Here is an 11,521-nt window from a genome sequence, read left to right on the forward strand (position 1 = left end):
GAGAGATCTCACTAAAAACTGGGAATAACGCCTTAAATGGCGAAGAAACGGTCTAAATAGGCTGATTCAAGGCATTTGCGGGAGAAAAAATCGGCTAAAACATGAAGAAATGAAATGACTGAGTCAGCCGAGAAGAATTTCCCCGCTTATTCGCACCTTCCCTAGCATCTGCGGCATTGATATAGGAGAAACCAATGAGCAAGGTACTGGATGAGCTGCTGGCGTTGCTGGCGCTCGAGAAGATCGAGGAGGGCCTGTTTCGGGGCCAGAGCCAGGATCTCGGATTGCGATCCGTGTTTGGCGGACAGGTGATGGGGCAGGCCTTGTCAGCCGCCAAGCAGACGGTGGCAAGCGACCGCCAGGTCCACAGTTTCCACTCCTACTTCCTGCGCCCCGGGGATGCCAACAAGCCCATCGTCTACGACGTGGAGAACATCCGCGACGGCCAGACCGTCTCCACCCGCCGGGTCAAGGCCATCCAGAATGGCAAGCCCATCTTCTACCTCAACGCCTCCTTCCAGGTGGAGGCCGAGGGCTTCGAGCATCAGACGAAGATGCCGGCCGGCATCACGCCCCCCGAGCAGCTCAAGAGCGAGCTGGAGCTGGTGCGTCCCTACGAGCAGATGATCCCGGCGGCCCTGCGGGACAAGATCCTGTGCGAGAAGCCCATCGAAATTCGCCCCGTGACCCTGGTGGACCCTATTCGCCCGGATGTTCACGAGCCCCTTCGCTACACCTGGTTCAAGGCCAATGGCCCGGTGCCGGACGATCAGCGGGTCCACAACTACCTGCTGGCCTATGCCTCTGACTTCCACTTCCTGTTCGCCGCCCTGCAGCCCCACGGGGTCTCCTACTGGGAGCCGGACATGCAGGTGGCCACCATCGATCACTCCATGTGGTTCCACCGGGAGTTCCGGCTGGACGACTGGCTGCTCTACGTGGTGGACAGCCCGAGCGCCAGCGGCGGTCGGGGTCTGGTGCGCGGCCAGTTCTTCACCCGGGATGGGGTATTGGTGGCGAGCACCATGCAGGAAGGGGTGATCCGCCGCCGGGGCTGAGACGCCCCCTTGCGCCAACGAAAAACGGGAGCCGATGGCTCCCGTTTTTTATTGCCTGCGCTATCAGGCTGCGTCCTGCTCGGTGCTGAGTGCTGGCTCGCCCCGGGCGAAGCGGTCGGCCCACAGGGCGATGACGCCGTCACCGGTGACGTTGCAGGCGGTGCCGAAGCTGTCCTGAGCCAGGTAGAGGGCGATCATCAGGGCGATGGAGGCCTCACCGAAGCCGAGCATGGAAGTGAGCAGGCCGAGCGCGGACATGACACCGCCACCCGGTGCGCCCGGCGCGGCAATCATGATGACGCCCAGCATCATGATGAAGGGCACCATGGTGCCGTAGCCCGGAATGGCCAGGTGTTCGGAGAGGAACATCACCGCCGTGGCGCAGGTCACCAGGGTGATGGTGGAGCCGCACAGGTGGATGGTGGCGCACAGGGGCACGGTGAAGTTGGCGATGCCGTCGCTCACGCCGTTGCGCTTGCTGGCTTGCAGGGCCACCGGAATGGTGGCGGCGCTGGACATGGTGCCAAGGGCGGTGAAGTAGGCGGGCAGCATGTTCTTGATGAGCATGACGGGGGAGCGCCCCTGAGCGAGGCAGGTGCCGACGAACAGGACGCAGAGCCAGATCCAGTGCATGACGATGGCCATCACCAGCACTACCCCGAAGGTCTTGAGGGTGGCGAAGACGGTGCCTTCCACCGTCATCTCGACGAAGACGCCGGCGATGTAGAAGGGGAGCAGGGGAATGATCACGCGTGCCAGCAGGCGGTCGATGATGTCACGGCCCTGATCGGCGACCCGGCGCAGGTCGGTGGCCTGGGTGGCGCTGATGCCGATGCCGAACACGAAGGCGGCGGCCAGGGCCGACATCACCCCGAACAGGGGCGGGATCTCGAGGTTGATGTAGGAAGCGAGCTTGGTGGCTGCCTCGGCGGTGGGCTCGGCGGCCGTGGTCAGGTGCGGGATCAGGTGGCTCGCCACGGTGAAGGCGAACAGGCCCGCCAGTATGGTGGAGCAGTAGGAGAGCCCCACCGTCTTGCCCAGCAGCTTGCCGGAGTTCTTCGGCAGGCTGGCGATGCCGCTCATGATGAAGAAGAGGATGATGAGCGGGATGGTGAAGGTGATGAGCTGGCCTATCACCGTCTTGGCGGTGAACAGCACGCGGGCGACCCATTCGGGGGCATAGAGACCGAGCAGCAGGCCGGCGAGGATACCGGCAACCAGATTGAGAACGAGTTTCATGGGGGAATCCAGGTGTTGGTGTCTGATTTGTTATTTAATTTTGATTTTAATGCCGCTTTTTAACACAAGCACCGCATCTTGTCTGCTTTATGGTGGTTAACTCAGGGTTAAATATTGTTAACGGTCTGAATGCCGTGAGGTGTCACTGCCCTCGGGGGCTTTCGCGGATCAGCGCCGCACCAGCAAGGCGTGCAGCCAGGGGCCGTTCACTTCATCTTTCCCCACCCAGCCATGGTGCAGGGTGAAGGGGAGGGGAGCGATCAGGCGTCGCAGCCCCGCCTCGTAGAGCCGGGTCTGCAGGGGATATTCCCCCGACCGTGGCAGCGGTTCGCCCTTCCCGAGGGGGAAGGAGGCGTAGAGGGGGCCCCCGGCCTTGAGCAGGGTGGCCAGATGACCGAGCGCCGGGGCTATCTCGTGCTCGGGCAGACAGGGGAGGGAGCCGCTGGCCCAGATGCCGTCATAGGGAACGACGCTTTGCATCTGCTCGACGCGGCAGACTCGCACCGGCTGGCCGCACAGGCGCGAGGCGGCAGCGGCCTGCGCCCGGCTCGCATCGAAGGCGGTCACGGTGAGGCCTTGCTGGCGAAAGAGGCGCAGATCCTCTCCTGCCCCGCAACCGGCCTCCAGCAGATGACGGCCGTTGCCCAGCAGGGCCAGGAAGGGGGCATGGGCGCCTGCCACGAGGGCGGGGCGAGGGGCAGCGTCGTGCGCCGGCGCGGGGGCGTGTGGCAAGGGTGTCGGGCTCATCGTGGTGGGGGGGGGCGTTACTCTAGCAGGTTTGCCCCCGGCTGTTGAGCATTGGCGGGGGCGGCGCGTCTTGCAGACTCAGGGGTGGCGGCGAAGGGTGGGGCTCGCGATGAGGGTGAACAGGGTATCGAGGAGGAAGTCCGACTCCTCAATCAGATCGATGCGATCCGGGAAGTGCAGCCAGTTGATGATGTAGCCGTCCAGAGTGCAGTGGAGCAGGGTGGCGGCGCGGCGCAGATCCAGCCCCTCGGGCAGTTGGCCGCGGTGCACGGCATTGGCCAGGGTGATCTCCAGATCCCGGAAGAAATTCATGGATTGCAGGTGCATGTGCTCGCGCATGACGGCGGCCTCTCCCTCCATGGATTCCAGATTGAACATGATGGTGAACATCTGCTGGTGGGCGGGCTCGGTGCTGATCTTGAGCATCACCTCTTTGAGAAAGCTGCGCAGCTTGCCCAGGGGATCCGGCTCCGCCTCGTCGACGCAGGCATCGAGCTGGTGGGAGAGGGGGGCACACAGCTCCTCCCACAGGGTGACGAACAGCTCTTCTTTATTCTTGAAGTGCCAGTAGATGGCGCCCCGGGTGAGGTCCGTCGCCTTGGCGATATCGGTCAGGCTGGTGCGTGCCAGCCCCTGTTGGCAGAAGAGATCCAGGGCCGTGCTCATGATGTTGCAGCGGGTTTGCTGCGCCTCTTCTTTGGTGCGTCTGGCCATTGACTCCGGTCCTGTTTAAAAGTGAAAAAAGTTTCTTACATACATTCATGAATGTATGTATATTGCCTCATCTTCGCCGTTTTACCAACAGGGGCCTTATAAACCCTGTGGTTTTGTCACTTCTTTTTGATTGAAACTGAGGTTCAGAGACTTGATGCATAAACATATTCTCGCACGTTCGGTCGGCCTTGCCTTGCTGGCAAGCAGCCTGCTGGCTGGCTGTGGTGACAAGGACGGGGCCCAGCAGGCCATGGGGGAGATGCCTCCCGCCGCCGTGGACGTGGTCACCCTCCATACGGCCCCCCTGCAACTGTTGTCCGAGCTCACCGGCCGCACTGCCCCCCTGCGGGTGGCCGAGGTGCGTCCCCAGGTGAACGGCATCATCCTCAAGCGCCTGTTCACCGAGGGGAGCGACGTCAAGGCCGGTCAGCTGCTCTATCAGATTGATCCCGCCGTCTATCAGGCCGAAGTGGCTTCCGCCAAGGCCAACCTCGCCAAGGCCGAGGCCAACGAGCGCAGCGCCCGCCTCAAGGCCCAGCGCTACGCCGAGCTGGTGAAGGTGAAAGCCATCAGCAGCCAGGAGTATGACGACGCCGACGCGGCCTGGAAACAGCAGCTGGCCGAGATCGGGGCCGCCAAGGCCGCATTGCAGACCGCCAACATCAACCTGGCCTACACCCGCATCACGGCCCCCATCAGCGGCCGCATCGGCAAGTCGGCGGTGACCGAGGGTGCCCTGGTCACCGCCCAGCAGGCGGACAGCCTCACCTCCATCTCCCAGCTCGATCCCATGTACGTGGACGTGCGCCAGTCCACCGCCGACCTGCTGCGCCTCAAGCGCCTGGTGGCCGAGGGCAAGCTGACCCAGGGGGAGAAGGACGGGGCCGGTGTCAGCTTCCAGCTGGAAGATGGCAGCCAGTATGGCGAGAAAGGAGCCCTCCAGTTCTCCGACGTGACCGTGGACGAGGCGACCGGCATGGTGACCCTGCGGGTGATCGTGCCCAACCCGGATCAACTGCTGCTGCCCGGCATGTTCATGCGCGCCACCTTGCAGGAGGGCGAGCGCCCGCAAGGCCTGCTGGTGCCCCAGACTGCCGTGACCCGTACCCCCAAGGGCGGTGCCACCGTCATGGTGGTGACGGCGGACAACAAGGTGGAACTGCGTGAAGTGCAGGTCGGCCGCATGTCCGGCGACAGCTGGGTGGTGGAGTCCGGTCTCAAGGCTGGCGAGAAGGTGATCGTCGCCGGTCTGCAGAAAGTCAAACCCGGGGTCGTGGTGGCGCCCACTGAACGTGCCGGTAACAGCGCACAACAGACCCCGGCAACCAAGCAGTAGGATGGAGTAGTCGCCTCATGGCACGTTTTTTCATAGATAGACCCATTTTCGCCTGGGTGATCGCCTTGGTGATCATGCTGGCCGGGGCCATGGCCATCATCGGCCTGCCGGTGGCCCAGTACCCGACCATCGCCCCGCCGGCGGTTGGCATCTCCGCCAGCTACCCGGGGGCCTCCGCCAAGACGGTGGAAGACTCGGTGACCCAGATCATCGAGCAGAACATGACCGGGCTGGATCACCTGCTCTACATGTCGGCGCAATCCGGCTCGTCAGGGAACGTCAGCGTGACCCTCACCTTCAAGCCGGGCACGGATCCCGACATCGCCCAGGTGCAGGTGCAAAACAAGCTGCAACAGGCCATGTCGCTCCTGCCCCAAGAGGTGCAGCAACAGGGCGTGCGGGTCCAGAAGACCTCCAGCAGCTTCCTGATGGTGGCCGCCTTCATCTCCACCGATGGCGCCATGACCAACGATGACCTGGCGGACTATGTGGTAGCCAACATCAAGGAGCCCCTGAGCCGTCTGGATGGGGTCGGTGACATCACCTTGTTCGGCAGCCAGTACTCCATGCGCGTCTGGCTCGATCCCCACAAGCTCAACCGGGTGCAGATGACCCCGGCCGACATTCAGGCCGCCATCAAGGCCCAGAACGCCCAGGTTGCCTTCGGCAAGCTGGGGGGGACCCCTGCGGTGAGCGATCAGCAATTTACCGCCACCATCATGGGCCAGACCCGGCTCTCCACCGTGGAGGAGTTCAACAACATCCTGCTGCGGGTGAACCAGGACGGATCCAAGGTCCAGCTCAAGGACGTGGCCCGGGTCGAACTTGCCGGTGAAAACTACGACGCGACCGCGCTCTACAACGGCCAGGCCACCGCCGCCGTCGCCATCAAGCTGGCGACCGGTGCCAACGCCCTGGACACCGCCGAGCACGTGCGGACCAAGCTGGGTGAACTCTCCGAGTACTTCCCGGCCAACATGGAGATCGTCTATCCCTACGACACCACGCCGTTCGTGAAGATCTCCATCGAGGAGGTGGTGCAGACCCTGATCGAGGCGATCTTCCTGGTCTTCTGCGTCATGTATCTGTTCTTGCAGAACTTCCGGGCAACCCTGATTCCGACCATCGCGGTGCCCGTGGTCCTGCTCGGCACCTTCGGGGTGATGGCGGCCTTCGGCTTCTCCATCAACACCCTGACCATGTTCGGTCTGGTGCTCGCCATTGGCCTCTTGGTGGATGACGCCATCGTGGTGGTGGAGAACGTGGAGCGTCTGATGAGCGAGGAGGATCTCTCCCCCCTCGAGGCGACCCGCAAGTCCATGACCCAGATCACCGGCGCCCTGGTGGGCATCGCTCTGGTGCTGTCGGCGGTGTTCGTGCCCATGGCTTTCTTCGGTGGCTCTACCGGTGCCATCTATCGCCAGTTCTCCCTCACCATCGTCTCGGCCATGGTGCTCTCGGTGCTGGTGGCCCTGATCCTGACCCCGGCCCTGTGCGCCACCCTGCTCAAACCCATGAAGCACGGTGAATTCGGCGCCCAGCGCGGTTTCTTCGGCTGGTTCAACCGCTTCTTCGACACCAACGCCAACCGTTACCAGAACGGCGTGCGCAAGGTGATCAAGCAGGGCACCCGCTACGGCATCATCTATCTGGCCATGCTGGCGGTGCTGGCGGTGCTCTTCATGCGCATGCCCACCTCCTTCCTGCCGGAAGAGGATCAGGGGGTCATCATGTCCATGGTGCAGCTCCCGGTGGGGGCGACCAAGGAGCGGACCGAGGTGGTGCTCGGGGAGATGCGCGACTACTTCCTCGAGAACGAGAAGGAGAACGTGGACTCCGTGCTGACGGTGGCGGGCTTCAGCTTCGCCGGTAGCGGTCAGAACAGCGGCATGGCCTTCATCAAGCTCAAGGACTGGAGCGAGCGCAAGGGAGAAGATCGCAGCGCCAATGCCATCATCGGCCGCGCCATGGGGTTCCTGTTCAGCATCAAGGAAGCCCAGGTCTTCGCCTTCAACCTGCCCCCCATTCCGGAACTCGGCACGGCCACCGGCTTCGACTTCTTCCTGCAAGACCGCGGCGGTCTGGGTCACGAGAAGCTGATGCAGGCGCGCAACCAGTTGCTCGGCATGGCGGCGCAGGATCCCAACCTGGTGCGGGTACGCCCGAACGGGATGGAAGACACGCCCCAGCTCGACATCAAGATCGATTACGAGAAGGCGCTGGCCCAGGGGCTCTCCATCACCGACATCAACAACACCCTGTCGGCTGCCTGGGGCTCCTCCTATGTGAACGACTTCGTCGACAGAGGCCGGGTCAAGAAGGTCTATCTGCAGGCGGATGCCCCTTTCCGGATGAACCCGGAAGATCTGAAGCTGTGGTACGTGCGCAACAGCGCGGGCCAGATGGTGCCCTTCTCCGCCTTTGCCAGCACGGAGTGGAGCTTCGGCTCGCCCCGTCTTGAGCGCTACAACGGTGTCTCCGCCATGGAGATCGTCGGTGAGGCGGCCCCTGGCAAGAGTACGGGTGATGCCATGGCGGCCATCGAGGAGATGGTGAAGCAGTTGCCGGAAGGGATCGGCATCGAGTGGACCGGTCTCTCCTTCCAGGAGCGTCAGGCAGGCTCCCAGGCGCCGGCCCTGTACGCCATCTCGCTCCTGGTGGTCTTCCTCTGTCTGGCCGCCCTCTACGAGAGCTGGAGCATTCCGTTCTCGGTCATGCTGGTGGTGCCGCTCGGGGTGCTGGGGGCCATTTTGGCCGCGACCCTGCGCGGGCTTGAGAATGACGTCTACTTCCAGGTAGGCCTGCTCACCACGATCGGGCTGTCGGCCAAGAACGCCATCCTCATCGTCGAGTTCGCCAAGGAGCTGCACGACAAGGGGATGAGGCTCGGGGATGCGGTGGTGGAGGCCTCGCGTCAGCGCCTGCGCCCCATCCTGATGACCTCGCTCGCCTTCATCCTGGGGGTACTGCCCCTGGTGATCAGCACCGGGGCGGGCGCCAGCAGCCGAAACGCCATCGGGACCGGCGTGATGGGGGGGATGATCAGTGCCACCGTGCTCGCCATCTTCTTCGTGCCGCTGTTCTTTGTGCTGGTGATGCGCTATTTCACCGAACGCAAGCATGCCGGGGAAGAGAGTGTCCACACCAAGGAGATCAACCATGACTAAGACCCTGATCGCCCTGGGCGTGACCCTGATGCTGGGGGGCTGCTCCATGGCCCCCGACTACCAGCGCCCCGAGCTGCCCCAAGGCGCCTCCTGGCAAGCTGACCTGGCCGCCAAGGGGGAACTTGCCCCCTGGCGCCAGCAGTTCCAGGACCCGGCCCTGCAGACGCTGATCGGCACCGCCCTTGAGAGCAACCGGGATCTGCGCCTGGCAGCCCTCAACGTCGAGGCCTACGAGGCGAAATACCGTATCCAGCGGGCGGCCCAGTTGCCGACCCTGGCCGCCAGTGGCAGCGGCACCCGCCAGCAGGGATCCGATGATCTCAGTAGTACGGGGCAGGGCACCATCAGCAGCCAGTACGGCGCCAACATCGGCATCACCGCCTATGAGCTGGATCTGTTTGGCCGGATCCAGAGCCTGAAAGATCAGGCCCTTGAGACCTATCTGGCGCAAATCGAGACCCAGCGCAGCACCCAGATTGCGCTGGTGGCCTCGGTGGCCAATGCCTACTTCACCCTGCTGGCGGATCAGGAGTTGCTGGCCCTGAGCCAGGCGACCCTCGCCACCGAGCAGGAGAGCTATGCCCTGACCGAGCACAAATACCGCCTGGGCGCCGCCTCCGAGATGGAGCTGGCCCAGGGGCGCACGGCACTGGAAAACGCCAAGGTCAGCCAGGCGCAATACCAGCGTCTGGTGAAGCAGGACAGAAACGGTCTGGCCCTGCTGCTTGGCACCGATATCCCGGTGCTGGCGGCACAACCGGCCACCCTGGCCGAGGTGAAACTGGCGCCGATCCCGGTGGGGGCTCCCTCCAGCCTGTTGCAGCAACGCCCGGACATCCTGGCGGCGGAGCACAACCTGAAGGCGGCCAACGCCAACATAGGGGCGGCCCGCGCCGCCTTCTTCCCGACCATCTCGCTCACCGCGACGGCGGGCACCGCCAGCAACCAGCTGAGCGGTCTGTTTGACGGCGGCACCGGCACCTGGACCTTCATGCCCCAGATCAATCTGCCCATCTTCGATGGCGGCAAGCGCGTTGCGGATCTGGACGTGGCCGAGGTGGGGACCAGGCAGGCGGTGGCCAGCTACGAGAAGAGCATCCAGACCGCCTTCAAGGAGGTTGCGGACACCCTCGGTGCCCAGGCGGACTACGCGCAGCAACTGCAGGCGCAACAGGCACTGGTGGATGCCAACCAGACCTACTTCAGGCTGGCGGAGGTGCGTTACGAGCAAGGGGTGGACAGCTACCTGACCCGCCTCGATGCCCAGCGCTCCCTGTTCAGCGCCAAGCAGGGGCTCATCAGCACCCGGCTCGCCCAGCTGAGTAACCAGGTCGCCCTCTACAAGGCCGTCGGTGGCGGCTGGCAGGCGCCGAAGGACGCAGAGCCGGCATCAGACAAACAGGGTTGACCCCTCAAGGTTGACGTAAAAAGCATCAGGGGCGAACCACTAGGTTCGCCCCGTTTTTTTTATTCTCGGCCTGATACTGCACACCGCTCGCCGACATGGTAATGGCCGGTAGCTTTTGACGAACCGCCTCCCAAAAGCTGCTCTTGCGTTTGTGCTGCTGATAAAGCTGATTCAAATACTCCTGTGGCGAACAGAGAGGTCTCTCTCCATCCTCTTGTTCTACCTTTAAGGCCGCCTGATAATCCAGGCTCTTTTTCAGATCCGAGGCTGCCCCCGTGTAGTAGGTGCTCTTGCCCTGATTAACGACATTGGCCACCAATTGACGACGTAGCCGCACTGCCACCACGATAAATCCCTGCTGATAGAGGCGGCTCGACCAGGTTCGTACGGTTGAACCAGCAAGGAGTGAGAGATCCTCCTGCAAGTCTGCATCTGTACATTGCTCAAGCCGTTGTGCCAGTTGTGGCCATGCATCAACCTCCTCCAACAGCAACAAGACCTCGCGTAGCCCCCATGATTCGGCAATGGCAACAAACTGGCCTAATGCTACTTCTCTAGGCTCATCTCCACTTTGGCAATAACTCGCAAAAAACGAGTTTGCCCGTGTGCTAGCAAACGCGTGTAATGCCTGAGTATGAGCGTCAGCTCGGCGTCCCTCTTCCAGATAGGCCCGGATCAACACTTGATGCCACAGGTTCAATTGGCGGTGGCGCTGCAACAGAGCCGAGTCCATTGCCTCTAATACCGCGATGGCTTGATCGGCGCGTAATTCGTCGGTCAGCAGTCTGGCATAGTCAATCTGCTGACGGGGGTGGCTAAAGAGACCAGCCTGTTGCACCGAGTCAAAGAATGCAATATCACGCAACTCAAAGCTCAACCCCAACGCCTCTGGCAATAGACCTGCCGCCGCATAGTTATCGCGCAAGGCTCGCATCACTGGGGAGCCGAGCACATCACGGTAATCAAACAGGCAAGTAATGCTGATCGATGGATCAATGTCTGACAATCCGTCACGCAATCGACGAGCCAGCACCTCTGGGGGGACAGACTCTCGTTGAGCAGCGATCGCCATCAACCACTGTTCGACCAGCGCAAGATGGTAGTCCTCCCAGCTGCCACTGGATGTATCCATCTTTTCATACAAGGCTCTGGCATTCGCCAGCAACTCGAGGGCGAAGAGTTCTCCCTCCCTTGGAGAGGCGACGATCCCCTTGGCCAGCAACGGAATAAACTGATTTTGCAAGGTATCGAAGAAGGCATCCACCTCCTTATAATCCCAGGAAGGGGGGCGACGAGTGAGCTTGCTATACTCTTTTTTTGCCAATGCCAATAAGGCATCCTCAGCAGTAAGGTACTGGTTAATCAGGTGCTTTTTTGCGAGGGGAAGATGCGTTGCCAGGTCAAGCACGATAGCCAACAGCTCGGCTTGGCTTTTGCTTTCCAGTTTACTCAATTGCGCTTTGGTTAATATTCGTGCCATCAGCTGAACTACCCATTATCAGGTCTATCTAATCGAACATTGTGCCTGAGACCGATATAGATGCCTATCCATTGGAGCGACATCCCCCGGATGACAGAGACCATAAAGAACACATGGTTAAGAAACCATGTCTACGTCGCTGGAGGCGCTCAGCAATGAACACCTGCAAGAGCAAGCCACCAAGGCCCGATTTGCTGCTCGTATCCTTCATGCCCACTTTCTGGCACAACGTAGCGAACACCAGTGGTGGTACCCATCAAGATTGGCCGCAACGAGCCGTGTCCCTTTGGCTGCGGCTAAATAACTGATCCCAATAGTGCTACACCTTCGCTGTACCATAGCCATTCCCCGGGAAAGGAGACACGGTATCCA

Annotated in this window: 8 protein-coding genes; 4 read left to right on the forward strand and 4 right to left on the reverse strand. The window is 62.0% G+C overall.

Annotated elements, in window-relative coordinates:
• Positions 1–194 precede the first annotated feature (194 nt).
• Positions 195–1,058, forward strand: a complete 864-nt coding sequence (gene tesB / locus PG887_RS20655) for an acyl-CoA thioesterase II (protein ID WP_103260450.1) — start codon at positions 195–197, stop codon at positions 1,056–1,058.
• 63 nt (positions 1,059–1,121) lie between these two features.
• On the opposite strand, the gene PG887_RS20660 is transcribed toward tesB, so the two are convergent.
• From PG887_RS20660 to PG887_RS20670, 3 genes are all read right to left on the reverse strand, one after another.
• A complete protein-coding gene (locus PG887_RS20660) occupies positions 1,122–2,297 on the reverse strand; it encodes a dicarboxylate/amino acid:cation symporter (protein WP_270822800.1) in 1,176 nt (391 codons plus the stop codon).
• A 168-nt stretch (positions 2,298–2,465) separates the two neighbouring features.
• Entirely contained in the window at positions 2,466–3,029 is a 564-nt protein-coding gene (locus PG887_RS20665; RefSeq protein WP_270822801.1) for a class I SAM-dependent methyltransferase, read from the reverse strand.
• Between the two features lie 93 nt (positions 3,030–3,122).
• Positions 3,123–3,758, reverse strand: a complete 636-nt coding sequence (locus PG887_RS20670) for a TetR family transcriptional regulator (protein ID WP_045524073.1) — start codon at positions 3,756–3,758, stop codon at positions 3,123–3,125.
• Between the two features lie 154 nt (positions 3,759–3,912).
• On the opposite strand from PG887_RS20670, the gene PG887_RS20675 reads away from it, so the two are divergent.
• From PG887_RS20675 to PG887_RS20685, 3 genes are read left to right on the forward strand one after another with little or no spacing between them, the layout of a single operon-like run.
• Positions 3,913–5,094, forward strand: coding sequence for an efflux RND transporter periplasmic adaptor subunit (locus PG887_RS20675; protein ID WP_104453166.1), 1,182 nt, complete (start codon positions 3,913–3,915; stop codon positions 5,092–5,094).
• A 17-nt stretch (positions 5,095–5,111) separates the two neighbouring features.
• A complete protein-coding gene (locus tag PG887_RS20680; RefSeq protein ID WP_270822804.1) occupies positions 5,112–8,261 on the forward strand; it encodes an efflux RND transporter permease subunit in 3,150 nt (1,049 codons plus the stop codon).
• A complete protein-coding gene (locus PG887_RS20685; RefSeq protein WP_103261412.1) occupies positions 8,254–9,669 on the forward strand; it encodes an efflux transporter outer membrane subunit in 1,416 nt (471 codons plus the stop codon). The genes PG887_RS20680 and PG887_RS20685 overlap by 8 nt, the downstream gene beginning before the upstream one ends.
• A 25-nt stretch (positions 9,670–9,694) precedes the next feature.
• Here the strand turns inward: PG887_RS20685 and PG887_RS20690 are convergent, their stop codons facing one another.
• Entirely contained in the window at positions 9,695–11,149 is a 1,455-nt protein-coding gene (locus PG887_RS20690) for a hypothetical protein (RefSeq protein ID WP_202041740.1), read from the reverse strand.
• Between the last annotated feature and the right edge of the window lie 372 nt (positions 11,150–11,521).

Origin of the sequence: Aeromonas sp. QDB14 (assembly GCF_027707845.1) — a bacterium.
GTDB classification, from domain to species: Bacteria; Pseudomonadota; Gammaproteobacteria; order Enterobacterales; family Aeromonadaceae; genus Aeromonas; species Aeromonas caviae.

Excerpts from the sequence above, each read along its gene's own strand:
- tesB (WP_103260450.1), top strand. The coding sequence starts at position 195 with ATGAGCAAGGTACTGGATGAGCTGCTGGCGTTGCTGGCGCTCGAGAAG.
- PG887_RS20660 (WP_270822800.1), bottom strand. The coding sequence starts at position 2,297 with ATGAAACTCGTTCTCAATCTGGTTGCCGGTATCCTCGCCGGCCTGCTG.
- PG887_RS20670 (WP_045524073.1), bottom strand. The coding sequence starts at position 3,758 with ATGGCCAGACGCACCAAAGAAGAGGCGCAGCAAACCCGCTGCAACATC.
- PG887_RS20675 (WP_104453166.1), top strand. The coding sequence starts at position 3,913 with ATGCATAAACATATTCTCGCACGTTCGGTCGGCCTTGCCTTGCTGGCA.
- PG887_RS20680 (WP_270822804.1), top strand. The coding sequence starts at position 5,112 with ATGGCACGTTTTTTCATAGATAGACCCATTTTCGCCTGGGTGATCGCC.
- PG887_RS20685 (WP_103261412.1), top strand. The coding sequence starts at position 8,254 with ATGACTAAGACCCTGATCGCCCTGGGCGTGACCCTGATGCTGGGGGGC.
- PG887_RS20690 (WP_202041740.1), bottom strand. The coding sequence starts at position 11,149 with ATGGCACGAATATTAACCAAAGCGCAATTGAGTAAACTGGAAAGCAAA.